This is a genomic window from Pseudomonas baetica (assembly GCF_002813455.1).
GTDB lineage: Bacteria > Pseudomonadota > Gammaproteobacteria > Pseudomonadales > Pseudomonadaceae > Aquipseudomonas > Aquipseudomonas baetica.
In genome coordinates, this window is the sequence record NZ_PHHE01000001.1 from 1,908,794 (window position 1) to 1,935,053 (window position 26,260).

General features: G+C 58.4%; 19 protein-coding genes and 1 pseudogene. 13 read left to right on the plus strand and 7 right to left on the minus strand.

Translation table 11 applies throughout. The features are described 5' to 3' along the window. The first annotated feature begins 9 nt into the window (after positions 1-9). The gene (locus tag ATI02_RS08745) at positions 10-636 is read left to right on the plus strand and encodes a TetR/AcrR family transcriptional regulator (protein ID WP_100846048.1); all 627 of its coding nucleotides are present in this window, start codon (positions 10-12) and stop codon (positions 634-636) included. A gap of 48 nt (positions 637-684) precedes the next feature. Here the strand turns inward: ATI02_RS08745 and proP are convergent, their stop codons facing one another. The 3 genes and pseudogenes from proP to ATI02_RS08760 all read right to left on the minus strand — a co-directional run bounded on the left by proP (position 685) and on the right by ATI02_RS08760 (position 3,235). Next, the gene (gene proP, locus ATI02_RS08750) at positions 685-2,190 is read right to left on the minus strand and encodes a glycine betaine/L-proline transporter ProP (protein ID WP_095189824.1); all 1,506 of its coding nucleotides are present in this window, start codon (positions 2,188-2,190) and stop codon (positions 685-687) included. 383 nt (positions 2,191-2,573) lie between these two features. Beyond that, positions 2,574-2,648 (minus strand): annotated as a pseudogene (locus tag ATI02_RS33240) (DUF6124 family protein); the annotation flags it as partial. A 269-nt stretch (positions 2,649-2,917) separates the two neighbouring features. Further along, positions 2,918-3,235 (minus strand): hypothetical protein, encoded by a 318-nt coding sequence (locus ATI02_RS08760; protein ID WP_100846049.1) that lies wholly within the window; start codon positions 3,233-3,235, stop codon positions 2,918-2,920. Between the two features lie 168 nt (positions 3,236-3,403). Between ATI02_RS08760 and ATI02_RS08765 the strand changes: the two genes are divergently transcribed. Further along, positions 3,404-4,108: a response regulator gene (locus ATI02_RS08765; protein ID WP_100848444.1), complete on the plus strand. Its 705-nt coding sequence runs from the start codon at positions 3,404-3,406 to the stop codon at positions 4,106-4,108. After that, entirely contained in the window at positions 4,108-5,439 is a 1,332-nt protein-coding gene (locus tag ATI02_RS08770; protein WP_100846050.1) for an ATP-binding protein, read from the plus strand. The genes ATI02_RS08765 and ATI02_RS08770 overlap by 1 nt, the downstream gene beginning before the upstream one ends. A gap of 70 nt (positions 5,440-5,509) precedes the next feature. Here ATI02_RS08770 and ATI02_RS08775 read toward each other — a convergent pair whose 3' ends face one another. Further along, complete coding sequence (locus ATI02_RS08775; RefSeq protein WP_100846051.1) at positions 5,510-7,321, minus strand: di-heme-cytochrome C peroxidase; 1,812 nt, start codon at positions 7,319-7,321, stop codon at positions 5,510-5,512. A 267-nt stretch (positions 7,322-7,588) separates the two neighbouring features. Here ATI02_RS08775 and ATI02_RS08780 point away from each other — a divergent pair, with 267 nt between their 5' ends. The 4 genes from ATI02_RS08780 to ATI02_RS08795 all read left to right on the plus strand — a co-directional run bounded on the left by ATI02_RS08780 (position 7,589) and on the right by ATI02_RS08795 (position 11,141). After that, the gene (locus tag ATI02_RS08780) at positions 7,589-8,878 is read left to right on the plus strand and encodes an NAD(P)/FAD-dependent oxidoreductase (RefSeq protein ID WP_100846052.1); all 1,290 of its coding nucleotides are present in this window, start codon (positions 7,589-7,591) and stop codon (positions 8,876-8,878) included. Between the two features lie 25 nt (positions 8,879-8,903). Next, entirely contained in the window at positions 8,904-9,461 is a 558-nt protein-coding gene (locus ATI02_RS08785; RefSeq protein ID WP_100846053.1) for a helix-turn-helix domain-containing protein, read from the plus strand. Between the two features lie 21 nt (positions 9,462-9,482). Continuing rightward, on the plus strand, positions 9,483-10,829 hold the full coding sequence (locus tag ATI02_RS08790; protein ID WP_100846054.1) for a glutamine synthetase family protein: 1,347 nt from the start codon (positions 9,483-9,485) through the stop codon (positions 10,827-10,829). Positions 10,830-10,922: 93 nt separating this feature from the next. Further along, positions 10,923-11,141 (plus strand): hypothetical protein, encoded by a 219-nt coding sequence (locus tag ATI02_RS08795; RefSeq protein ID WP_100846055.1) that lies wholly within the window; start codon positions 10,923-10,925, stop codon positions 11,139-11,141. Between the two features lie 27 nt (positions 11,142-11,168). Here ATI02_RS08795 and ATI02_RS08800 read toward each other — a convergent pair whose 3' ends face one another. Then, the gene (locus tag ATI02_RS08800) at positions 11,169-13,790 is read right to left on the minus strand and encodes a bifunctional diguanylate cyclase/phosphodiesterase (RefSeq protein WP_100846056.1); all 2,622 of its coding nucleotides are present in this window, start codon (positions 13,788-13,790) and stop codon (positions 11,169-11,171) included. A gap of 271 nt (positions 13,791-14,061) precedes the next feature. On the opposite strand from ATI02_RS08800, the gene ATI02_RS08805 reads away from it, so the two are divergent. From ATI02_RS08805 to ATI02_RS08815, 3 genes are all read left to right on the plus strand, one after another. Then, positions 14,062-15,921 (plus strand): ABC transporter ATP-binding protein, encoded by a 1,860-nt coding sequence (locus tag ATI02_RS08805; protein WP_095189810.1) that lies wholly within the window; start codon positions 14,062-14,064, stop codon positions 15,919-15,921. Positions 15,922-16,076: 155 nt separating this feature from the next. Continuing rightward, positions 16,077-16,970, plus strand: coding sequence for a hypothetical protein (locus ATI02_RS08810; RefSeq protein WP_100848445.1), 894 nt, complete (start codon positions 16,077-16,079; stop codon positions 16,968-16,970). A gap of 102 nt (positions 16,971-17,072) precedes the next feature. Further along, positions 17,073-17,558: a P-loop nucleotide/nucleoside kinase family protein gene (locus tag ATI02_RS08815; protein WP_100848446.1), complete on the plus strand. Its 486-nt coding sequence runs from the start codon at positions 17,073-17,075 to the stop codon at positions 17,556-17,558. Between the two features lie 764 nt (positions 17,559-18,322). Here the strand turns inward: ATI02_RS08815 and ATI02_RS08820 are convergent. Next, a complete protein-coding gene (locus tag ATI02_RS08820; RefSeq protein ID WP_100846057.1) occupies positions 18,323-19,456 on the minus strand; it encodes a pyridoxal-phosphate-dependent aminotransferase family protein in 1,134 nt (377 codons plus the stop codon). 298 nt (positions 19,457-19,754) lie between these two features. On the opposite strand from ATI02_RS08820, the gene ATI02_RS08825 reads away from it, so the two are divergent. After that, entirely contained in the window at positions 19,755-21,260 is a 1,506-nt protein-coding gene (locus ATI02_RS08825; RefSeq protein ID WP_100846058.1) for a sensor domain-containing diguanylate cyclase, read from the plus strand. Positions 21,261-21,406: 146 nt separating this feature from the next. Further along, positions 21,407-22,738 carry an IS4 family transposase gene (locus ATI02_RS08830; RefSeq protein ID WP_100845361.1) on the plus strand — a complete coding sequence of 444 codons (1,332 nt, stop codon included), beginning with the start codon at positions 21,407-21,409 and terminating at the stop codon, positions 22,736-22,738. Between the two features lie 50 nt (positions 22,739-22,788). Here the strand turns inward: ATI02_RS08830 and ATI02_RS08835 are convergent, their stop codons facing one another. Then, complete coding sequence (locus ATI02_RS08835; protein ID WP_095187173.1) at positions 22,789-23,484, minus strand: pirin family protein; 696 nt, start codon at positions 23,482-23,484, stop codon at positions 22,789-22,791. 278 nt (positions 23,485-23,762) lie between these two features. Here ATI02_RS08835 and ATI02_RS08840 point away from each other — a divergent pair, with 278 nt between their 5' ends. Then, positions 23,763-26,237: a UvrD-helicase domain-containing protein gene (locus tag ATI02_RS08840; protein ID WP_100846059.1), complete on the plus strand. Its 2,475-nt coding sequence runs from the start codon at positions 23,763-23,765 to the stop codon at positions 26,235-26,237. The last annotated feature ends 23 nt before the right edge of the window (positions 26,238-26,260 follow it).

The following is a 26,260-nucleotide window of genomic DNA, read 5'->3' on the forward strand; positions in this document are numbered from 1 at the left end:
AGAGGCAACATGAGCGGACTTCGAGAACGGCAAAAGGAACAGCGCCGGCAGGTGATTGCCGAGGCCGCGCTGGCGTTGTTCAAAACCCAAGGCTTCGGCGCTACCACGCTGGAGCAGATTGCCAACGAGGCGGGGGTTTCAGCGCCAACGGTGACGAACTACTTCGGCGGCAAGCAGGAGATCTTGTTGGCGTTGCTCAAACAGCCAGACGAGCAAGCCATGCGTGAGGCGCGGGCGAATCTGGATGACGAGAGCAATCCGCTGCAAGCATTGTGCGAATTCGAAGGCTTGATGACTGACTACCAGCTGCAAGCCATGCCGGCCTCGCTGTGGCGTGAGTTGGCGCCGTTTCTGTTCACCGGGGAATTGGCGCAGGCATTGACGCCGTGGAATGCGGCGGTAATCGAAGAGACCAAGGCGCTACTGGGGCATTTTCAGGCCGTGGGCAAGGTACGCGAGTCAGTCGATATCGACTTGGCGGCGACGTTGTTCAACCAATACGCAAACATCGCGTTTATTCGCCTGGCGACCGAGGCGACGCCGGATCGGGAGGCGCATGCCTTGCACATGCGCGGCGTTTTGAGCTTGATCTGCCACGGCCTTCTGACAAGCGCCGAGGTACCCGAAGACCAGTGAATCTGTGGCGAGAGAGCACGCTCCGTCGCCACACTGTTGTGCAGGGTGTTACTCGTTAATCCGCGGATGCTGCTGCACCAGATTCTTGCGTTTGGCTTCCAGTTCGGCAATTTCGGCGTCGATGTCTTCGATCTTCTGCTCGATATTGTCGTGGTGCTCCTGCAACAACTCCTTCGCTTCCTCAAGGTCGGAAGCCGCCGGTGCAGCACCTCGTAGAGGTTTGTTCGCGGTTTCTTTCATGGTCACGCCAGTGACCAGGCCGACCACGGCAATCACCATCAAATAGTACGCCGGCATGTACAGGTCATTGGTGCTTTCCACCAGCCAGGCGACGACGGTCGGGGTCAGGCCCGCAATCAGTACCGAAACGTTGAAAGCTGCGGCCAAAGCGCTGTAGCGAATGTGCGTGGGGAACATCGCCGGCAGGGTCGAGGCCATCACGCCGATGAAGAAGTTCAGCAGCACCGCCAGCATCAGCAGCCCTGCGAAGATCAGGCCGATCTTGCCGCTGTTGATCAGCATGAACGCCGGAATGGCGAGGATGAACAGGCCGATACTGCCGACAACGATGAAAGGCTTGCGGCCGATTTTGTCACTGACAAAACCAATCAACGGCTGCACGAACAACATGCCGACCATGATCGCGATAATGATCAGCACGCCACGGTTTTCGCTGTAGTGCAGGTTGTGCGACAGGTAGCTCGGCATGTAGGTGAGCAGCATGTAGTAAGTGACGTTGGTCACCGCCACCACGCCAATGCAGGTCATCAGGCTGCGCCAGTGTTTGGTCGCGACTTCCTTGAACGACACTTTCGGGCCGCCGGCCAGACCTTCGCGGTCGCCTTCTTCAAGTTTTTCAACGTGCTGCTGGAACGCCGGGGTTTCTTCCAGCGCGTGACGCAGATACAGGCCAATCATGCCCAGCGGCAACGCGAGGAAGAACGGCAGACGCCAGCCCCATTCCTCGAATTTGGCTTCGCCCAGCGTGGTGGAGATCAACACCACCACACCCGCACCCAGGACGAAACCGGCAATCGAGCCGAAATCCAGCCAGCTGCCGAGGAATCCACGTTTGCGGTCGGGCGCATATTCAGCAACGAAGATTGAGGCGCCGGTGTACTCGCCGCCGACCGAGAAGCCTTGGGCCATTTTCGCTAGCAACAGCAAGATGGGCGCCCAGATGCCAATCGAGGCATAGGAGGGAATCAGGCCGATGGCGAAAGTGCTGAGCGACATGATGACAATGGTCGCGGCAAGGACTTTCTGCCGCCCGTATTTGTCGCCCAGTGCGCCGAAGAACAGACCACCCAACGGCCGAATCAGGAAGGGCACCGAGAACGTGGCCAGTGCGGCGATCATTTGCGTGCCCGGATCAGCGCCGGGGAAGAACACTTTGCCGAGCACATAGGCCACAAAGCCGTACACACCAAAATCGAACCATTCCATGGCATTGCCAAGCGCAGCCGCGGTGATGGCTTTGCGCATCTTGGCGTCGTCGACGATGGTGATGTCTTTCAGGCCGATCGGTTTGACGCTGTTTTTACGTGATTTCATCCGGGTTTTCTCTTTACTGATCCATCTTGCAGCGTAGTTGCCATCTTTTTGATGGCGCGTGCTATTTGGGTCAGATACATGCGGACACGAAATAATTCACTGCTCGCTGCTTTTTTTCCCTTGCCGGAGCTGTCGACGGGCTTGATCTGCTGATCTTGCCTTGCGAAAACGACAAAACCCGCCGTCCCGATTGAACGGGGCGGCGGGTCTTGTCCGAGAACAAATGTATTGCCTGTGAGTCAGCCTTCGCGAGCAAGCCCGCTCCCACAGGTTTGGCGGTGTGGCAGGGATCTGTGTCGACCACAGATCCCTGTGGGAGGGGGCTTGCTCCCGAAAGCGTCAGCAACCACAACACATCATTCGAGCCTTGTCAGAGCGGCCTGCTACTGCGGCACCTGCAGATTATCCAGCACCCGATTCACCGCCAGCTCCCCGAGCATGATCAGTTGCGCGATGCCAGCAGTACCGGGCTATGTAGGAGCTGCCGAAGGCTGCGATCTTTTGATCTGCCTTCTAAAAAACGCCTGATTCGTCAGATGATCTACCGCCGAATCACCGCATACGATTGACCCAGATCACTGGCCCAACCCTTCCTGACCCGACGGCGACGTGTGCGCTTGCAAAACGCTGTAATCATGCACAAACCCCGTGTGTTCGACTTTTTGGCTGCCGCATGCCGACAGGCTCAGGGACGCCGTTCATAACACCGACATCAGGCAATGGCTTCTCATCGAGGGGCTTCCTTGAGCTTTAAAAGGGCGTTTTCCGAGCTCTCGATCTGCAACTGGCCGTGGCTCATGATCCAGTGGATAAGGTCGGCCGTCGGGATCGAATGGGCGTACTCCACCCATTGCGCATTGGCTGGGCTGTATTGCTCGAAATAGCGACGCAGGACAATCCGGCTCTGGTCGCCGGCCAGCCCCAGACAGAACTCCTGGAACAGGATTGGCGTATCGTCTGCCGGCGCACTGGTGCGTTGGCTGAGGATCAACGGATAGTTGGCGCCAGGCCCCTCGGCGGTATACCTGCTGTGCAAAGCCTTCATGAAAAGCCCCCGGAAATTGGAAGGCGTGCAGGGTGCCAGAGGGGTTTTGCCGGAAAATGTCTGCTTGATGTCGGTGGCGAAGGAATGTTGCTCGATTGAAATAAATGACCCGAGCGCCAGAATGGTTTTAGATGCGCTCTTTTCTGGCCGGAGCCTGTGACTGTGACTGTGAGCAGACTGCTGTTTGTCGACGACGACGTGGAAATTCTCTCCCTGCTGAAGAAGTTCTTCGTCCAGCACGGCTATGAAGTCGACGTGGCGGCGGATGGCGAGGCGATGTGGGCGGCCATCGCGCAGCAGCGCCCGGACACGATCATTCTCGACGTGATGATGCCCGGTGAAGGCGGGCTGAGTTTGTGCCAGAAAGTGCGGGCGCAGATGGGCATTCCGATCATTATGCTGACGGCGATGGCCGAGCTCAGTGATCGTATCGTCGGTCTGGAACTCGGCGCGGACGACTACCTGACCAAACCTTTCGCCCCACAGGAATTACTGGCCCGTGTGCGTGCGCTGCAACGGCGGGCTGGTGAACAGCAGCGTTCAGTTGAACCGTCGCGGCCGGTGATCGCTTTTGCCGGCTGGCATCTGGATGTCACCTGCCGCGAGCTGCGCTCCCCGGAAAACGTGATGATTCCGCTGTCCGGTGGCGAGTTCGATCTGCTGGTGGTGTTTCTTGAACATCCGCAGCGCATCCTCACCCGTGAGCAACTGATTGATCTCACACATGGGCGGGGCCACGACGCTTTCGACCGTAGCATTGACGTGCAGGTCAGCCGCCTGCGACGCAAGATCGAACCGGACTGCAAACGTCCCGATCTGATCCGCACGGTACGCAACGGCGGCTATATGTTCAGCGCCAAGGTCACGGGTTGATGATCCGTCGATTCCTGCGGCGCGACCCGCTGAGTCGGCGTATCGCGCTGACCATTGTCGCGGCCATGCTGGCGTCGCTGGCGCTCAATTTCCTGTTCGTGGAGGTCGCGGGAACCTGGGCGCGACCGCCGATTGAACGCACCGGGCTGCTGGAGCAGATTGCCGCTACCGTCAAGGTCATCGAGGCCGCACCGGCACCTTTGCGCACGCAACTGGCGCAAGCGGCAAACGGCCTGACACAGGAGGTGATGTGGAGTGCGCAACGCGACGAACTCGGCTTGCCCCCGGGTGGTACGCCGCTCACGGCAGACAAGACATCGGTGTTGCATCAGTTGTTGGGCGATGACCGACAGATTCGGGTGTTCAACCCTGCCGACTGGCCGAGCGGCAGTCAGCAGGGCCGGTATGCGGCGCTGATTCAACTGCCGGATGGCAGCTGGTTGTTGTTTTCTTCGCGAGAGCGCTCCTGGGGGCTGGACATCGGCACACGCATCGCGATCATCATCGCCCTGGGCCTGATCGCCACGGTGCTGGTGGCCTGGCTTGCCACACGCCAACTGGCCAAACCTCTGCAGCGTTTCGCCAGCGCCGCGCGTCGTTTTGGCGGCGACCTGCGCGCACCGCCGATCAAGATTGAAGGCCCGGACGAGATTCGTCAGGCGATCATCGCCTTCAACACCATGCAGGCACAGATTCAGCACTTCATCGGCGAGCGCACGCACATGCTCGCGTCCATCTCCCACGACTTGCGCGCGCCGCTGACACGCATGCGTTTGCGCAGTGAGTTCATGGAGGATCTTGATCATCAAGGCAAGCTGATTCGCGACATCGAAGAGATGCAGTCGATGATCAACGCGGCGCTGGCGTTCTTTCGCGAAGACACCCAGCCGGAGCAAAGTACGGCGTTCGACTTGTCGGAGCTGTTGCACACCATCGTTGATGACTATCGTGATCAGAATATTGCCGTCGATTACAACGGCCCGGCCCATCTGGTCTATGAAGGGCGGCCGCTTGGGATCAAGCGAGTGATCGTCAATCTGCTGGATAACGCCGCGAAGTACGCACGGCACCCGCGCATCGAGCTCACCACTAATGAGCGCGTGATCAGCATCGACGTCAGCGACGAGGGGCCGGGCATTCCCGAGGAGTCGCTGCAACGGGTATTCGATCCGTTCTTTCGCCTCGAGGCCTCACGCAACCGTCACACCGGCGGCGTCGGCCTCGGGCTCTCGGCGGCGCGGGCCATCGTGCGCGAGCAGGGCGGGGAGCTGACGCTGAGCAATCGGCGCGGTGGTGGTTTGGTCGCGCGGGTCGAATTGCCGATTCAATGAACGCGCCTTGAGCCACTCTCAAGGCGCACACGTCAGATACACACGCTCACTGGCCTGGCCATCCTCTGCATCAAAGGGTTTTCATGTACTCGATCAACGCATAGCGATCATCATTATCGAGTGAAAACGCGCCGTAGTCATGGCCTGCATTGGAGTTGCCCGGTAGCGACGTGTCGAAGGTGAACGGACTGCCGGGACCGTCGGCATCAACAAAACCGACATTCTTCGGATCAAAGATAATCGAGCCGGCCTTGAAGCTGGAAGGACGCTCACTGGGCGGACGAAGCAGGTCGAACAATGTTCGTACCGAGCCGTTGTGCAAGTATGGCGCCGTTGCCCAGATGCCGGTCAGAGGCCGCGCCTTGTAGGCCAGAGTCGGATACTTTTTGGTATCCGCAGCAAGCTTATAGCAGTCGCTGAGCCGGCGGCTCCTCTCTGACTGGAAGGATCGCAGGAAGGCGAAAGTGCCTGTGCGTGAAGGCCTTTGGGGCACAGGTTCGACATTAAGGAAATCCGCCAACGCCAATCCTAGAATGGCTGGGGTCTGATTCAATAAAACCTCTCGCGCCGTCACACCCAACTGAGTCACCAATGGCGACCCATCGGTGATTCTCCCCGTAAAGTCGTTGAGGGGCGCGCCCTTGAGTTTGCCGGGGTCGCTGATGAACTGAACGGCGTTGCACGCCATCCAGGGGTCGGTGGCGATTGATTTCAAGGTTTCGTTGTCTGCGGTGATCGTTGCCATTTGCGCGACGACTTTGGTTTTCAGATCATCGCGTGCCAGCGGCAAGTGACAGCTTGAGCAATGGCGGGCGAACAAGTCGGCGCCGTGTGATGTTTTGCTCGTGTCGATCGCACCGAGCTTTTCTGGCCATTTCGGGGGTTTCAGACGTTCCAGCGTGCGTTCAAGTCGATCCAGGTTGCTGACTCGTACGCTGGAGTCGAATCCTTTGAGGAAAGTATCCGTACGAAACGCCACATCCCCGAACACGCCCACCACTTCAGAGGCGTTGCGCGCGAGGGCGCCTATGTCCAAGCCGTGTTTGCCCAATCGCACGTTAGGCGCAACCCCGTTCCACTGCACTTTGTTGTGCTGGGGAGTGTTCCAGAGAAACGGATAGCTAACCGGCGCATCAGAGGGATTGGGTGTCGGCTCAGGGGCGCCATTCAATTGGGCGACCCGGTTGAGAATGTGCCCGACAGCGTCGACACGGCCTGGCCCATATTCAAGATCCGTGTGATTGAGCACGGCACTTTTTGCAAGGAACTGGCCGAGCGTATTCAACGCATTGGCTAACAGTTGACGATTTTGTTCGGTGTCCGCGTCAGCCAGTACTTTGCCTGCAAAACGATCGAATTTCTGGCTATCGCTGTGGGTCTCGGCCAGCGCCCCGCGAAAGGCCTCGAAGAACTTCTGGTAATCGGCATTGGTGGGGCCGCCCTGTATCTCCCAGGTATGGCCACCGAAGGAAAGATTCGCCGTATGGCAGGCCGCACAGTTCATTCCCACCCAGGGCTCTTGATCGGATTGGCCGCTTTTCCAGCGCAGTCGAGAAAACGTCAGCGCCTTGTCGCTACCTTGGTCGACCACAAAGCCACGGGGCAACCGATAGCTGCGGTAGTCGAACTCCAGCGTTCGCGGCGTATAGCCATAAGTCTGGACGTTAGCATCAGAGACAAAGGGTACTTTCGAGCCTTGTATTTCTAACGCCATCATCCAGCTGAGGGGGATCAAGCGCGAACCTTGAGAGGTGTCCCGCCAGAGTGCGAGGTCCTTTGCGCTCCAGTTCTGATCCAGGGTGTAGTCGTCTGCCCGCGCCACTGTCGAGTTCAGGGAAACGATTACCATGCTTGCCGCTATCAAGGCTGACTTCACTGTCATTTGCTCGTTCCTTCATGGTGTTGCGCGGGGTGTTTTGGTGGGCCTGAAGCCATATCCCTTACAGCCGCCTTCAGGCCTTCCTCTGTGACATGAATTAGGCTTAGCCGCTACTTTGGATACTGTCAAAGTGATAGCGATTACATGATGGGAGTAATGAATGAACAGGTGATTGGCGATTCCGCCCACTAAGAATTTCAGGTTGCTTGCGTGAAATATTAGGTATAAGTTTTCATGAAATTATAGAAAGATAATTTCATTAGGCCGTAGATGTTTCAGCAGTTCCTGCGCCATGTCGACAGTTACTACGCCCACAGTTGCGCCGAAATCCTCTGCGATCGACCCGCTTTGGCAGGTGACCAAGACACCGACGTGGTGATCATTGGCGCCGGTTTCAGTGGTCTGCACACCGCCTTGCGCTTGGCGTTGGCCGGTAAACGCGTGATGTTGCTGGAAGCCAGTCGAGTGGCGTGGGCAGCCTCGGGGCGTAATGGCGGGCAGGCGATTCTGGGCTGGTCATGCGATATGCCGCCGCTGGAAGCCGCGCTGGGCTATGAGCGGGCGAGGCGCTTGTGGGACGGCATGCGTTGGGCGGCCCGGGAGTTGCGTGAATTACCCGCACGTCATGGCTTCGACTGCGACTATCGCCGCGGACATCTGTGGACGTCGGTCATGCCGCGCCGAGTCAGTCTGCTGACCGAATGGCAACACGAGGCCAGCCACAAATGGGGCAACGATGCATTGCAATTCATCCCACGCGAAGCGCTGCCGCAATGGCTGGCCAGCGAGCGTTATCAGGCGGGTCTCTACGACCCCGAAGGCGCGCACCTCAATCCGCTGAAACTCGCACTGGGTCTGGCGGCTGCCATCGAGCGCGCCGGCGGGCGCATCTTTGAGCAAAGCAAAGCGCTGAGTTATCAGGAGGAGGGCGCAGGTTTTCGGGTCAACACCGCGCATGGCTCGATAAAAGCCGATGTGCTGGTGCTGGCTTGCAATGCCTATCTCGATGAACTCGACCCGAAACTCTCCAGCTGCATCTTGCCGGTGGGCACCTATCAAGTCGCAACCGCGCCGCTCACGCCGGAGCAAGCCACCGCACTGTTGCCGAGCAATGTTTGCGTGACCGACAACCAGTTCGTCCTCGATTACTTCCGCCGTACGCCAGACAACCGTTTGCTGTTCGGCGGTGGCTGTACCTATCTGGGCGGCATGCCCAAGGACATCGCGGCGGCGACCCGGCCGTATCTCGAACGTGTGTTCCCGCAGCTCAAAGGTGTCGCGGTGGAATTTGCCTGGGGCGGGCACATCGATCTGACCCTGAACCGCACGCCGGATGTTGGCGGCGAGGATAATCGTTATTGGCTGCAGGGTTACTCGGGACATGGCGTGCTGCCGACACTGGCAGCGGCTCGCGCGGTGTCTGACGCCATTCTCGGCGATGCGGATGAATTGGCGTTGTACCAAGGCTTGAGCAATGGCCGTTTCCCCGGCGGCAAACACTTTGCCGCGCCGCTGGAAGCCATCGGCAAGGCCTGGTATCGACTGCGCGACAGCATCTGATGATCCATTTTGCGGAATCCCGGCCATGAACAAGCAAGAAGAAATCGCCGCGCTGGCGATCCTGATCCACGACCTGCGCAAGCACAAGAAATGCACCCTGAAGGAATTGGCCGACAAGATCGGCCGTTCGGTGGGATTTTTGTCGCAGGTCGAACGCGGTTTGTCCCGGCCCACGGTGGCGGACCTGACGGCGATCAGCGAAACCTTCGGCGTACCGACCACCTATTTCTACAGTTTGCCCAAGGCCAAGGAATTGCCGTGGGTGACCCGCCCGGACGAGCGCCGCACGCTGTATTACGCCAATGGCATCACCGACATTCTGGTGTCGCCGCAGATGCGCGCCTCGTTTTCCATGCTCGAAAGTCACCTTGAACCCGGCGCCAGCAGCGGCGACCGGCACTTGAGCGACAGCTCGGAGCAGGGCGGTTACGTGCTCGAAGGCGAACTGACGTTATGGCTCGGCGATAACGAAGAGCCCGCCACTTTAAAGACCGGCGATAGCTTCCAGTTCGACAGCCACACCCGTTGCCGCTACGGCAATCTCACCGACCAGCTCACCCGCGTGCTGTGGGTCTACACCTGATAACAACAAAGGATGAACACGATGGACGCTGTCTGCGCTGACCTGCTCGCCGAAGTACGGGCGTTTCGCCAACGCTACCCCGAGGTGCGTTATGTCGACCTGATTTCCCTGGACATTCCGGGGCATTTTTACGGCAAGCGCTATCCCGTGGACATGCTCGAAAAAGTCGCCGCCGGCAGCACCCTCAAACTGCCGCAAAACTGCGTGTTGCTGGGCGTGCAGGGCGGTTTGTTCAAGATTGGCGACTACTGCTTCAACGACGGCGACCCCGATGCCGTGCGCCGCTTGGTGCCGGGCACACTCAAACCGGTGACCTGGGAAGCGCAGCCACTGGGCCAGATGCTGATCACCTCTGACGGCACGGAAAAACCGATCGAATTCGAACCCCGCGAGGTGCTGGCGCAGGTGCTGAACCGACTGGCGCGCAAAGGCATTCACCCGGTCGTAGCGTTTGAACTGGAGTTCTACCTGTTCGACAAACAACTGCGCAACGGCCTGCCGCAATTTCCCCGCGACGACCTGACCGACGACGCCGATGACCAGCCGAACATGCACATCGAGCGCTTGTCACGCTTCGCGCCAGTGCTGGATGAAATGGTCGAAGCCACTCGCGCTCAAGGCATCGACGCTACCGTGATCACCGCTGAACTGGGCCCCGGCCAGTTCGAAATCAACTTCGGCCACCTCGACGACGGTTTGCGTGCAGCTGACTGGGCTGCTTTGTTTTGCCGCAGCACCCGTGGCGTAGCGCTCAAACACGGCTATCGCGCCAGTTTCATGGCTAAACCGTACCTGCAGCATCCGGGCAGCGGCATGCATGTGCATGTCAGCCTCTATGATGCGGCCGGCAATAATCTGCTCGCGGCGAATCAACAGCAGCCTTTGCGCCACGCCGTCGCCGGGTGTCTGCAGCTGTTGCCCCACAGCATGCCGATCTTCGCCCCGAACCAGAACGCCATGCGCCGATTGAGTGGCACGGTGAACACCGCCACCAAAGCAAGCTGGGGCTTTGAAGATCGTGATGCGTGTTTGCGCATACCCGAGTCGGATGAGAAGAACCTGCGCATTGAATATCGACTGGCCGGCGCAGATGCCAATCCGTATCTGGTGTTGGCGGCGATTCTGGTGGGCTTGGAGCATGGATTGGCGGCAGGTAAAGAACCGATCGCAGCGCTCAATGAAGACCGCAATAGCGGGATCGCTTTCCCGACAGAGATGTTTGAAGCGGTGAGGGCGATGCAGCATCAGCCGCAACTACGTGAAGGCCTGGGCGCCGAGTTCGTGGACGTGTACTGCGAGAACAAACGCCAGGATCATCTGGCATTCATGCAGGAGATCAGTGCGCGGGAGTATCGCTGGTATTTGTGATGGCTGAGCCCGGCCAATGCTCCTTTCGTCGCTTGCGCTGAACACCGGACGCCCGCGTTCTCTCTATCGGATATTCCGGCACGAGACAAACCTATGTTCGATCAGCGAAAGAGAGATGCACTGGCCGCATGGCGCAAACTGGCGACGCAAGCGCAGCTGAGGATGGACCCGGAGCAGCAGTACGACGAGTTGCTTAAAGCCGCCGATGACATGGAAGAACAGGGACTGATCAACAGTGCCGAGTGGCGCCAACTGGTGCGCGATGCCGGCAGTGTGTTCACCGGCGTACCCCTTGCTCGTACCCCGCAATGAAAAAACCGCACAGCAAACAAAGGTCGCTCATACCACACGACCTTTCTTGGGTGGCGAAGGATCGGGCAGGCGTTTTCTGGACTCGGTCAGAAGTTGCGCGAAGGCCGCCTTGTCGACGGGCCGGCTCATGAAATAACCCTGAACTTCGTTGCACTGATCCTTGCCGAGAATGTTCAGTTGCTCCTCGGTCTCGACACCTTCGGCAGTGACGGTCAGGCCCATGGCTTTGCCCAGACCGATGATTGCCTGCACCACTGCGCGATCATTGGCGCCGCTGCTGATGGAGGCGATGAAACGCTTGTCGATCTTGATCCCGTCAAACGGATAGGCGCGCAGGTAGCCGAGCGATGAGTAACCGGTGCCAAAGTCATCCATGTTCAAGCGCACACCCAGCTCCTTGAGGGCATTCATGGTGCCCAGCGCACCGTCGGTGTCGACCAGCATGACGTTTTCGGTGATCTCCAGTTCCAGTCGGCTGGCCGGCAAGCGCGTCTGGATCAGCACTTCGCGCACGTCTGCAACGACATCACTGGCAGAAAACTGGGCCGGGGAAAGATTGACCGACAGCACAATGTCCTCAGGCCAGGTCAGTGCGGTTTCGCAGGCTTCGCGCAATACCCAGCGGCCCAGCGGGACGATCAGATCCGTCTGTTCGGCCAGGGCGATAAACAGGTCCGGTCCGAGCAAGCCCTTGGTCGGGTGCTGCCAGCGCACCAGCGCTTCGACCGAAACGATGTGCTTGCCGTCAACCTTGTAGCGCGGTTGATAGTGCAGGACGAACTCGTCGTTTTTCAGCGCGCAGCGCAGATCGCTTTCCATCTGCCGACGAGTCTGGATCTGGTCGCCCATGTGCGCCTCGAAATAACACCAGGTGTTTTTGCCCTCGGACTTGGCCTGATACAGCGCAATGTCGGCACAGCGGATCAACTCGCCGGGCACATAACCCAGGCGGCGGCTCAGAGCGATGCCGATGCTCGCGCCCACGTGCAGCGGGTGATCTTCGAAAACCACCGGTTGGTGCAGGCTGGCGACCAGACGCGTGCAGAACTTGTCGACTTCATTGCGGCTGTCCATGCCGTTGAGCACCACGACGAATTCGTCACCGCCCAGCCGCGCGACGATATCGAGCTCGCGGGTACAGTCGCGCAAGCGGTTGGCGACTTCCTGCAGGACCGCATCACCGGCCGGATGACCCAGGGAATCGTTGATCGGTTTGAAGTTATCCAGATCGATCACCAGCAGGGACAGCGGCGGTGCATGTTCCTTTAACAGCAGTGCATCATCCAGATAGCGTGCCAACTGGTTGCGGTTGGGCAGACCGGTCAACGCATCGTGCATGGACAGGTGTTGAATCTGTGCATGGGCGGCGACTTCGTCGGTGATATCACTGGCGGTGCCGCGATAGCCGAGCACGGTGTGCCGCTCGAGAATTGGCCGTGCCGAGAGCCGGCAGTGGCGTTGCTGACCGGCGTGATCACGGTACGTACAGCGCAGGTCGCTGGCATTTGTTTCGCCAGTGAGTTTTTTCAACCAAAGCTCCAGCGGCGTGGTATCGCACGACACCAGTTGCCCGATGCCTTGCCCGAGCCACTGGGTGTGCGAGTAACCGGTGACTTCGCTGAAGCGTGCCGAGAGGTAGGTCAGTTGCAAGTCTCGATCAATTTCCCAGATCCAGTCCGAAGCCGCTTCGGCCACCGCACGAAAACGTTCTTCACTGGCTTCCAGTGCCTGGTTGGCTGTTTCCAGCGCCTGATTCGACGCCTGCATCGCGCTGAAGCTGTTGTCGACGTAGGTCGAAGAACGCAAGGCGTGGCGAAAGAAATAAGCGGTCAACAACATCAGCACCAGCAGTGTGGCGCAGAGCGGCGGTAACAATGACCAGAGCAATTGCTGGCCGGGCTTGTGCAGGTCGGCGGTGAGGCTGTAGCCGGTGCTGTCCAGCGGTACGCGTGGCTGCTCCTCGTCGAGCATGTCGTCCGCGGTCAGGGTCAAATTCCGCAAGCCATAAGCGCTGCCGATCGTGCGCAGCTTGGCCGGCGTCAGCGTGTCGACAAACACCAGCACCGAGGTCTGTTGCGGATCTTCCCGTGGGCGCTCATCGTTGGGCAGGATCGCTGCGGCCGTCACCAGCGCCGGCCAGCCTTCGAACAACGAGTAAGTGCTCACGGGAACCGTCAGATCGGGCTGGCGCTGCACCTGTTCGACCAGCAACGCAGCAGACATCTTGAGCAAACCGGACAGCTCGGCATCGACCATTTGTCCTTGCACCACGGCGTACTTGGTCCGCTGCCGATCCAGCACAAACACGCCTTCATAACCGTCACTGGTAAACAGGGTTTTGCCGAGATTCTGTTCGCTGTAAGCCCAATCCGTGTCGATCCGGTCGTGCAGATGCTCATAGGCCGTGGTCCAGTTGGCGTAGCTGGTGATGTAACTCTTTGACGCGGTGATGCGGTTCTCCAGTGCCCGCGCCGAGTAAAACCGGACGTCCCTGGCCTCTTGCTGATCAAGGCGGGCGGCGATACTGAACAGGGCCCACGTCGCGGCAAGCACGCCGACAACGAACAGCGCACCGATGGCGAGGGCCAGGCGGCGAGTGACGGCACTCTGCAAAGGAGGAACGGGCACAGCGTGTGTGGACATATCCATTTGCTCAACCTGATCCCGTGTCTATTTCAATCTAGAGCAACGGCCTTGGCGCGATGTTCCGCTGGTTCGTCATGATTGCGCGGCGGCGGCTTTCACAAGCGTAGTGAAGGTACGGTGGTTTTGCCTTGGCGCAGCGCAATCCCGTGACCGTCCGTCCGGCCCCGGCACACCGTGTCTTCGCGGCATTCGGCGATATGCTTCAACGTTACAAACCCCCAAGTCAGTCATTCGATGGCAAACTTCCCACTAATGGATTGTTTTGAAGACCACCATGCTGGGTGCGTTTGAACGAAGACTTGACCCTTTTCCGCCTGACGAGGTACCGCCGCCGCCCAATGGTCTGGCGCGTTTTTTGTGGGCCTGTACGCGGGGTGCCCGCGGTTACATCCTGGTGCTGGCATTGCTCAGTGCCGCTGTGTCGATTTACGAAGCGTGGCTGTTTTCCTTTCTGGGGCAAGTGGTGGATCTGCTCTCGACCTGGCAGGCCGGTGGTGAAGCCGCTGCGCAGGAGAGTCGCGTGTTGTGGGGCATGGGCATCGTCATGGTGACCAGTGTCGCTCTGGTGGCGTTGCGTACGATGGTGCAGCACCAGATCCTGGCGATTAACCTGCCGTTGCGCCTGCGCTGGGACTTCCATCGGCTGATGTTGCGGCAAAGCCTTTCGTTTTTCTCCGATGAGTTTTCCGGACGGGTCACGACCAAAGTGATGCAGACGGCGCTGGCAGTGCGCGACGTGCTGTTCACCATGATCGAGATCATCCCGGGGATCGGCGTGTATTTCATCGCGATCATCGCGCTGGCTGGCGGCTTCGCGCTGAAGCTGATGCTGCCGTTCATTGGCTGGGCCGTGCTGTTCGCGCTGGCCATGTGGTACTTCGTGCCGCGCCTGGGCAAAGTCGGGCAGGAGCAGGCGAACGCGCGCTCGATGATGACCGGGCGTATTTCGGATGCCTACACCAACATCACCACGGTGAAGCTGTTCTCCCACTCCAATCGTGAAGCGCACTTCGCCCGTGCGGCGATGGAGGATTTCAAACTGACCGGTTTTCGCCAGATGCGCTTGGTCAGTCTGTTCGAGATCGTCAACCAGGCACTGGTGGTGGGGCTGATCATGTCAGCCGGCGGTTACGCCCTGTGGCTGTGGCACCAGGGCGACGTCGGCGCCGGTGCTGTGGCGGCCATCACCGCCATGGCGCTGCGAATCAATGGCATGTCGAACTGGATCATGTGGCAAATGACCTCGCTGTTCGAAAGCATCGGCACCGTTCAGGATGGCATGGCGACGCTGACCCAGGGCGCCAAGGTGCAGGACGCCCCGGATGCTGGCGTGTTGGTGACTTCCGGCGGCGCCGTGACCTTCGATAAGGTGAGCTTCAACTACAACGGCGAACGTCAGGTGCTCGACGGCTTGAATCTGAGCATTCGCCCAGGCGAAAAAATTGGCCTGGTCGGGCGCTCTGGTGCCGGTAAATCCACGCTGATCAACTTGCTGCTGCGCTTCTACGATGTCGACAGCGGCGAGATTCGCATCGATGGCCAAAACATCGCGAAAGTAACGCAGGACAGTCTGCGCAGTGCCATCGGCATGGTCACGCAGGACACCTCGCTGCTGCACCGCTCCATTCGCGACAACATTGCCTACGGCCGTCCCGATGCCACCGACGCGCAAATCCGCAGTGCCGCCGCGAGCGCCCAGGCCGATGAGTTCATCAGCCAACTCAGCGACCGCCAAGGCCATAGCGGTTACGACACACTGGTGGGCGAGCGCGGCATCAAACTGTCGGGCGGCCAACGCCAGCGCGTCGCGATTGCCCGGGTGATGCTCAAGAACGCGCCGATCCTGCTACTTGACGAAGCCACCAGCGCGCTGGATTCGGAAGTCGAAGTGGCGATTCAGGAAAGCCTCGATGAAATGATGCAGGGCAAGACCGTGATTGCGATCGCCCATCGGCTATCGACCATTGCGGCCATGGACCGGCTCATTGTCATGGACGAAGGACGCATCATCGAACAGGGCACGCACGCCCAGTTGCTGGAGAAAAACGGCGTCTATGCGCGGCTTTGGCAGCATCAGAGCGGTGGTTTTTTGGGTGAGGACAACGGCGTGGTGGAGTCTGCCTGCACGCAATGAGCAGGGAACACATGATTTGGCAGCAACGATGCGGTCTCATTTGAGACCGCATCTGGCAATTCAACGCTGAGCCATCAGCACGGCTCAGCGTTCGCCAGTGTAAAGGTTTGAAGGGATGTTTAATGACGAGGGATGATTCAGTGGCGAACACCGCAATTAGCATTAGTCAGCTGCAAATCGATATTCAAGAACACTTTCAAAAGTTCGAACGTGCGCCTATCAAAGCTGCATGGCGCAGGCGCGATGCGCGCAGCTGTCTGATCTGGATTGCTGCATGTCTCCCTGGAATCTTATGGGTGGTTTTAGAATTGCCCAGTGTCTCGCTTTATCAATACATTCCGGTGCTGTTTGCCATTTTGATTATCACCATGATCTGCGCAGCAAAGATCACCGATGTGTACGCGCGGATTCGCGCAGAAAGCCTTGGTGCGGACGTGAATGCTTCTCGCACTGATCGTTTGAAGCTGAGGCAGGATTGGTTGTGCATGCGTTATGAATGTCGCCCCGGTGAGCTTGTAATTAAGGCGAGAGCCCTCAGACAGCTTTGGGAAGAACGGCAGGAAATTCGGCGTTTGGCCAGTAACGATACGATGGGGCCGCGCTTCGCTGCGTTCTTTCGGTTGCCCGACTCTGCGCGATTTATAGGATTACTGATTGCGATCACGGCAATTATCGCCACGCTGGTGACGTTGGGAAGTAGCATCGACTCAATCTTCGAGGCCCTGCAAAACTGGCGGAGGCTAATCGCAAATGTGCTTATTGCCACCTTGTTGTGCGCAGAGGTCGTACTGTTCTGGATATTGCTCACGGGCATGATTCGAGAGATTGGCCCTTCGATACTTGAGGAAATCGGAGTGCTGCCACTTTCCAGTCGGCAGGTTTATCGCTACCTGTTGGCCATGCACACTGCTAGCGAGCCGAATGATCTGCAGGGGAAGTGGATTGATCGTTTATTAAGTTTTGCTGCGCTGTTTTTCATACCCATCCCGCAATTGTGGGAGCGAATAACGGCCTCGGTCTCTTCGCGACTGTCCAGGCTAAGCGCCTGACTGGAAACGTCCGCTTGGCATGCGATGAGCCAAGAGGGAATTGATCAGATCGTCTGGTCGGTGGACTGCCGTCAGATATTTTTATGGATAGGGAGCGTTTCCATGCCCCAACCGAAATTGCACCTGATGTGCGGCAAGATTGCCTCCGGCAAATCAACACTCGCGAAGTCACTGGCAAGCGAGCACCGCGCGATTCTTTTGAGTGAGGATCGCTGGATTTCCAGGCTCTATCCCGCCGAAGTACAGACAGTGACGGATTACGTGCGCTGCGCAAAACGCATTCGCGATGTGCTCGGGCCTCTGGTTATTGATCTGCTCGGGGTGGGGCTTGATGTGGTTCTGGACTTCCCGGCGAACACGGTTGCAGATCGTGAATGGCTGCGAGGTTTGGCCGACGCTGCTGGATCGGCGCATTGCCTGCATTATCTGGATGTCGATGACGACACTTGCCGAGCCAGACTACATGCTCGCAATGAGCGGGGCGAGCATGACTTTGCGGCGACTGATGCTGAGTTTGATTTGATCACTGGCTACTTTCGGGTTCCGGAAGAGGTCGAGGGGCTGGTGATCGTTCGGCATTGTTCGTGAATTTCAGGGGGGCTGCTGTCGGCCAGAAGCGGTCCTTTGAAAGCGTATACGGAAGAAGGACCGATTCAGTACTGTGAAAGAACGACGGGCATTCCTTCAGAGTGGTTGCCACTAATGCCAACAAGCTGCTCCACTCGACGGGCATGATTGAGCCTCTAAGATGGGCTAGAGTGCCCCCTTTAACCAAACAGTAGAGCCACATCACATGCATTTCGTCCGTCTCGGAGAGTACCTTGCCGCTTCACGTATTACCGGGCCTCGGCATAATCTCCTGCAACTGCGCCTAGGAGTGGGGGAGCAGCATGAGCCGATCTGTGAGTGTCTACCGCCGCAGGGATCATGTAACCACGAACCATTAGTTGAGGCTGATATCGTTGCAAGCGTACTAGAAGGAACAGCGGAGGCGAATCGACGCTTTGGCACCTCACATGTCGTAACCCACATCCGGTACGTCCGAAATGACACCAGGCCTGAAGTAGTCTATAGCCTCTTGGCGCTCAAAATCCTTGAGCAGTTGCATGTCGGCGGCACATTCGTGGAGGGCAGCAATACGATTTAGTCCTTGCTTCAAGCAGACTTCTGGGCAGGTAGGCAAGAGGACGAGTACAGCGTAGCCCTTGGGGTGGTGTCGCAGTGAGTCGGCCCCAGTTTCAGAGGGCCTCTCAGGCCTCAAGGATGTCTATCAAGAAACTGTGAGAACGCCCGCTTGTGGCCGATTTTGCCTCTCCCCATCCTCAGCCTTGGTGACCAGACAAGCTGAGCGCTTATTTAGCCATCACCTCGTCCAGCGCCTGCTCAAGCGTACTCACCGTGCGCTCGATGTTGTGCAGCTTTTCCAGTCCGAACAGACCGATGCGGAACGTCTGGAAGTCGGCTGGCTCGTCGCATTGCAACGGTACTCCGGCGGCGATCTGCAGGCCGTGGCTGGCAAATTTCTTGCCGTTTTTGATGTCGGCGTCATCGGTGTAGCTCACCACGACGCCAGGGGCCTGAAAGCCGTTAGCCGCTACGCTTTTGATGCCTTTGCCGGTCAACATGGCGCGCACCCGATCGCCCAGAACCTGTTGTTCTTCGCGAACCTTGTCGAACCCGTAGGCTTGGGTCTCTTTCATTACTTCGTTGAATCGTGCGAGGGCATCGCTGGGCATGGTCGCGTGGTAGGCATGGCCGCCCTGTTCGTAGGCCTGCATGATTTGCAGCCATTTTTTCAGGTCGCAGGCGAAACTGCTGCTTTGCGTTTGTTCGATGCGCTTGAGTGCCAATGCACTGAACATCACCAAGGCACAGCAAGGGGAAGCGCTCCAGCCTTTCTGCGGTGCGCTGATCAGCAGATCGACGGCGCACTTGTGCATGTCCACCCAAAGCGTGCCTGAGGCGATGCAGTCCAGCACGAACAGTCCGCCCACCGCATGCACGGCATCACCGACGGCCCGCAGGTACTCGTCAGGCAGGATAATCCCTGATGAGGTTTCAACATGGGGGGCGAAGACCATCTTAGGCTTTTGCGCCGCAATGGCTGCCAGCACTTCGTCCAGCGGGGGCGGGACGTAGGCAGCCTGGCGAGCGCTGTCGACCGGCCGGGCTTTCAGCACCGTGGTGGCCGCTGGGATGTTGCCCATTTCAAGGATCTGGCTCCAGCGATAACTGAACCAGCCGTTGCGTATCACCAGGCATTGCTGGTCGGTCGCAAACTGTCGCGCCACCGCCTCCATGCCGAATGTACCGCTGCCCGGTACCACCGCCACTGCCTGCGCGTTGTAGACCTGTTTCAGGGTCGTGGAGATGTTCTTCATCACGCCTTGAAATGACTGCGACATGTGGTTGAGCGAGCGGTCGGTGTAGACCACTGAATACTCGATCAGCCCCTCGGGATCGATACTGGGATATAGCGTTGACATGGGTTGACTCCTTTGGCAGAGATCTCGGTGGTATCGACCGCGCCCTGAGTTCAAGAAGGGCGGCAACCGATCCAATATAGCTGACCCTCTACCTGACGAAGCCACCAGCGCACTTGATTCGCACCTCGAAGCAGGATGTAAGGTGAGAATTGATTTCTCAACAAAATGTACTCTCTAGTTACTGCAACGGTTCAGCGCTGCTTGTATCCTAGCTGCACGAAGAGGATGAATGGCGCCCGCTATTGCCTTGACCCAATGTTGCGGGAACGGAAAACCGGACTTTCCAAAAGGTAGTAACGTGAAGCGTGATTCCCATCTGGTTGTGCTGTTGCTGCTGGTCATCGGTTGTTCCCTGGCGTCATTGACGGTCTGGAAGGTATTGGCCTCTCGAGAGCGAGCACTCGAGGAGGTGGATGTCCATGGCTTGAACCTTGCCCAGGCGCTGGCGACTTACTCCGAAGGCATTGTCCGTCAGAGCTCGCTGCTTTTGCTTGGGCTGGTCGAGCGTCTGGAAACAGAAGGGAGCGGCCCTGAACAGATTCAGCGACTGAGTGCTTTGGTCAACCGCCAGGAGCCGCTGATGCCACAGCTCAGTGGTATCACGATCTACGACAAACAGGGTCATTGGTTGATGTCTTCCAACCGGCCTATTCCATCGGGTGCGAACAGCACTGATCGAGCCTATTTCATTCATCACCGCGACGATCCGTCGCGCGAGACCTTTATCGGTCCGCCGATCCAGAGCCGTTCCAATCAGGAATGGGTGATCACCGTCAGCCGGCGTTTCAATGGTCCTGACGGCGAGTTCGCCGGCGTGGTGGCGGTCACCCTGGGGGTCGAAAACTTCCTGCGATTGTTTGGAAAGATCGACGTGGGGCAGGAGGGTGCAATCGGTTTGTCCTATACCGACGGCACGTTGCTGGTTCGCTATCCATTCCGTGAGCAGGACATGGGGCGCAACTTTTCCAAGTCGCCCATCTACGCCAAGTATCTCGTCGACCAATCTGTCGGCACCGCATCGTTTACTTCCAGCCTGGACGGCGTGGAGCGGCTCTATGCCTTCCGCAAGAGTGACCGGCTGCCGTTGATCACGACTGTGGCACTGGGCAAGCGCGAAGCCCTCACTGCGTGGCGAACGGAGGCGGTGCTGTCGGCGGTGGTGGTGACGGGGTTGCTGGGGCTGACCGGGCTCATCGGTTGGTTTCTGATTCTGGATATCCGTCGGCGCACCGAGGCAGAAGATCAACTGCGCGCGGCTCAGCAGCAGTTGCTCTCGTCGAACCGGCAACTTGAATTGTTGGCGATGCGGGATGCCCTGACCGGTCTGGCCAATCGCCGCTGCTTTGATGAGAGCCTTGCCATGGAGGCGCGGCGAGCGCAGCGTGATGGCACCACCCTGGCTTTGCTGATGATCGATATCGACTTCTTCAAGCGCTTCAACGATTCGCTCGGGCATGTGGCAGGAGACGCCTGCCTGCAGACGGTGGGCAGAATCTTCGAGGGCTGCGTCAGGCGACCGTCAGATCTGGTGGCACGTTATGGCGGAGAGGAGATGGCTATCATCATGCCTGACACCGACGGTGACGGTGCCGCGGTGGTGGCGCAACTCATCCTCGACCGTTTGCAGCAAGCGAACATTGTGCACGACACCAGCCCGTTCGGTCGGTTGACTGTGAGCATCGGGATTGCCACCGCGATCGGTGCCCGGCTGGACAATTTGCAGGGGTTGATCGAGGTGGCAGATCAGGCGCTGTACAACGCCAAGGCGTTTGGACGTAATCAGTTTGTGAGGGGCGGGTTGTGACAGGGCGCGTTGGCTAATCAGGCTGCCACCCAGACGGCAATAAAAAACCGGCATTCACGCCTAATGCCGATCAGTTAAGCCCTTTTGCTTGACCTTTGGCCGCAAGAAATCAAAATCCGATGCCTGAATAGGCATCGGATTTTTTTATGCGTCTGGCTCGGGCACTGGAACTCACCCACAACTTCGTCTCGACTCCCAACTCCCTCGAAGGGTTGGACTCGTTGCTTGATCCATCTCTGGTCGAACAGGCATTGGAGCAGGCCGGTGTAGCCACTTTGCGCAGGCGACGCTTACCTTTGGAAATGATGCTTTGGTGCGTCATCTCCATGGCGTTTTTTCGACGCATGTCGGCGTGGGATGTGGTCAGTCGCATGAACATCATGCTGCCTGGGCAACGTCCGCTGGTCGCGCCCAGCGCCGTAGTCCAAGCCCGTCAGCGGCTGGGCAGCGAGGCCGTACGACAAGTCTTCGATCTGACTCAGAAAAGCTGGCATGAAGCGGCCAGTCATCCGACCTGGGCCGGGTTGCGCTTGCTGGGTGTCGACGGCGTCGTCTGGCGTACGCCCGATACACCGGAAAACCGTGCGCGTTACGACTCCGCCAGCAACCAGCATGGCGATACTGGTTTTCCTCAGGTGCGCATGGTTTGCCAAATGGAATTGACCAGTCACTTACTGATTGGCAGCGCGTTTGACGGCTATCGCAGCAACGAGATGAAACTGGCGGAGCAACTGATCGAAACCACCCCCGATCACTCGCTGACGCTGTTCGATCGCGGCTTTTATTCCTTGGGGTTGCTGCATCAATGGCAGCAAGCAGGCATCGAGCGACATTGGTTGATGCCGCTGAAAAAAGGCTCGCAGTACGAAGTGCTTCAGCGTTTGGGGCGCCACGATGCTGTGGTCTCGTTGAGTACTTCGCCGCAGGCCCGCAAGCAATGGCCTGGATTGCCGGAGCGCCTGACTGCGCGGCTTCTGAGCAAAACCGTCAAGGGCAAGGTTTGTCAGATACTGACGTCGATGGCCGACTCATTACGCTTCCCGTCCGACGAAATCGTCGATCTCTACAGCCAGCGATGGGAGATCGAGTTAGGGTTTAGAGAAATGAAGCAGACCCTGCTGAACAGCAGCTATACGCTGCGCAGCAAGACGCCCGAAATGATTGAGCAGGAACTGTGGGGCGTGTTGTTGGGCTACAACCTGTTGCGTTATCAGATGGTGGAGATGAGCCGCCATTGTCCAGGCATCCATCCATGCGAACTGAGCTTCACCGCGTGCACTTGGGCGATCTTGGGGTTTATCAACGGCGTTTCTGCGGATCGTTCGGGGAACATCCCCAAATATCTCGCAGAGTTGCATGCCTCAGCCCCGCATTATGTCCTGCCACATCGACGCGAGGAGCGCATTTATCCTCGGGCAATCAGGCTCAAATCGCCGAAGTATCCGATCAAAAACAAAAATGCCAGTCAGCTTAACTGACTGGCATTAACCCTGACGGTTGCCCTTTTTTATGCCTGCAATTGAGCCCATCAGGCCAGATCCACCAACACAATCTCGCTGTCTTCAATCGCCGTCACCGTCAGCACCTGCTCATTTGCAACCGCCACGCCGTCCCGAGCCTGTGCTCGCAAGCCATTGACTTCAATCAAGCCAGTGGCCGGCACCAGATAAGCACGACGGCCCTCATCCAGGCGATATTCGGCGGTTTCCCCAGCCTTGATGTTGGCCGCAACCAACCGTGCATCGGCGCGAATCCGCAGGCTTTGATCATCGCCATCCTTGCCGCTGGCCAGGGTCACGAAGCCTTCGCGCTGACCTTTAGGGAACGGTTTCGCACCCCAGGACGGCGGTGCGCCGGTCTCGGTTGGCAGTATCCAGATCTGGAAGATCTTGGTGTCTTTCGCTTCCAGATTGTATTCGCTGTGCGCAATACCGGTGCCAGCGCTCATGACTTGCACGTCACCTGCCTCGGTACGGCCCTTGTTGCCAAGATTGTCCTGGTGGGTGATTGCGCCTTCACGGACATAGGTGATGATTTCCATGTCGCGGTGCGGGTGTTGCGGGAATCCGGTGCCCGCAGCGATTACGTCATCGTTCCACACCCGCAGGTTGCCCCAGCTCATGCGTTGCGGATCGTAGTACTCGGCGAACGAAAAATGGTGATGGGCATCCAGCCAGCCATGATGGGCGCCGCCCAGCGAGCTGAAAGGTCTGAGTTCAAGCATGATCATCTCCTCAAAGGGTTCGTCACGGGGCGCGCTGATTGCGCCCGGCGCCAGACCGGTGGTTTATGACGGTGATCATCTATCAGGCAATCATCGATAAAAAGCGTAAAAAGTGCGGTATCAGTATCGAATAAGTTGATTGAAGTGAGCCTTTAAAGCGTCCGACCCGACTTTCAATTCATCGTCTAAACCAATGACCTGTAAGCATTTCGCTAGAACTCGACGGCAAATACAGACACCATAGCCCTCACTAGCCTCAGACACTGGAGCCCGTCAGCGTGGCGCAACACACCCCCGATCTGCCTCCCGAACTTCGTCCACTGGCCGAGATGCCATTGTTCAAGCGCCTGGCCGCGCGCTTCTTTGGCCATGGTTTGACCCGCTTGCGTGCTCAGCACCGCGCGTCATGGCTGCACGGACAAGCCGACGGCTTTCGCAGCGGGCACACTGCTGGCGTCGAGTACGGTTATAAAGAAGGCAAACTCGAAGGGCTGGAAGAAGGTCGGCAGGTATTGCTGATCCGCGACAGCCGCAGCACCGAACACCGCCCGCCGAGCGTCGATAATTACCTGTTCGACGACTGGCGTCTGCCGCTCACGGCAGAGCTGAAAAAGCGCATCAAGGCCGATGTCGCCCGGTTACTGCCCGAACAGGCTCAGCCGAGCGCCGCGCAATGGAAGATGATTTTCAGCGATACACCTTCGACCTCTGTGGTTGCCGGTGCTGGCGCGGGCAAGTCGACCACGCTGGTGCTGCGTATTCTGTTGCTGACCCACTACCTGGGCTTTGAACTCGATTCGATGACCGTGGTGACGTTCACCCGCGAATCGCGCAAGGACTTCATCAACAAACTGATCGAGCTGTTTACGCTTTGGGGGCACGCACTCAGCCCGAAACAGGCGCGCGAACTGGTGCGCACCTTTCACTCGCGGATCCTGCCGATGGTTCGCAGCCTTGCAGGCTTCGAGCGTCTGCGAGCGTTCGAGAATCTCAGCGATCGCCCGCAGGGCAGCGACGAAGACGTCGACAGCAATGCCTTCGACCTGCGGATCAACGATGCCCAGCGTCAGCAGCTCAATGCTTGTTATCACCGCTTGTTCAATGACGATGAGCGTTTCCGTCAGTTGATCCAGCCGCTGTCCCTGGTCGGGTTGCAGCTCAAGGCGTTGGAGCGCGATCACCCCGATGTGCAAAAACGCGTGGCAGTGACTCGCTTGGCCGCCGAGCGTGATGAGGAGCTGTGCGATGCCATCGAGGACTTGTGGTTCCGCGCCGGGGCGTGGCCGATCAAAGGCATAGAGCCCAAGCGCCAAACGGTCGAGATTAATGGTGCGACATTCCATTGTCACGGCTACATTCCCAGCCTCGACGCTTGGGTGGTGCTCGGTTTTGACCCGCGTGAAGACGCACAGATCAGTCGACCCGGGGCCAGGCTTTCGTTGCGTGCAGAGTGGGCAGTCAAGCGCACCCTGTTTCAAGCGTTCTGCCGTAAGCCATTGATTTGGCTGGATGGTTACGAATCATCGAAACGTGTTCTGGCGACGCTGGCGGGCGATGCCAGCGCCGGTCCTGGCTTCGATTACAAGGTCAAAGGTGAGCTGGCTTCGGCGCCGTTGCTCGACTGTTTCGTGGCTGCCGCCGGTTTTATCGAGAACCTGGGGCTGGATGTGCCGGATGCGGTCGGCCGCATGAGTTTCCCCAAAGACGACCCCGATCGGTTTTTCTTCGAGGCGTTGAGCCTGTTCTGGCGTGCTTTCGAGGATCATCTGCTCGATCAGAAGCCGCCAATCATGACTTACAACCGCATGTTTGCCTTGTTCAGCGAGCATTCACCGGAAAACCTCAAATTGCTCGGCGATGAACTGTTGCGCCCGATGTCGCACCTGATGATCGACGAGTTTCAGGACGTTTCGCCGCAGATCGTCTCGTGGATCCGCGCCAGCCTTGCGGAAATTCGCAGCCGTGGCCCGGCCATGCATGTCGGACGCGGCGCGCAACGTTCGTCACTGCTCTGCGTGGGCGATGACTGGCAGTCGATCTATGGCTGGCGTGGCAGTTCGCCGAGTTATTTCATGGCGTTCAACAAGGAGTTTGTGTCACCGAGCACAACGCGGGTCATGCTCAGTGACAACTATCGCAGTCATCAACACATCATCGACGCGGCGGAGCACATTGTCCGGGCAGCGCCGGCGATCCCCGGCAAGAAGGCCAAAGCCAGCGGCGCGCCCAAGCCGTTGCAGCCAGTTAACGTGCTGGAACGTGACGATCAGGCATTGGCGCAGCGCCTGGCCGAACATTACCGGCAGGGCCATTCAATCTTGATGCTCTATCGAAAAAGCAGCGATAAGCTATTGATAGAACAGCATATTCAGTCGATAGTTAATGTGGATTCGAGCTTGCCGCGCGAGGCTCGCAGGCTTAAGCAATTGACCTATCACAGTGCCAAGGGCCTGCAGGCTGATGCGGTGTTTTTGCTGGGTGACTGTCAGCATCTGACCAGTTCTGCGTACAAGAATCAGGTCTATCGTATGGCTGGGTTGGGTAAAAGCGGCGACAGCGAGCCGTATGACAGCGCACAGAAGGACGAAATCCTGCGCCTGGCGTATGTCGGTATCACTCGGGCCATCAGCCATTGTTACTGGTATGTCGAGCCGCAAGACACGCAAGCGGTAAACATGCCGCGGGCATCTGAGCGGGTGGCCAAAGGTAAGCCATTCTTCGCTGATCACCGGCCAGAAAAGCAATCCGCCTGATTCAGCGTGCATGAAAAAGCCCG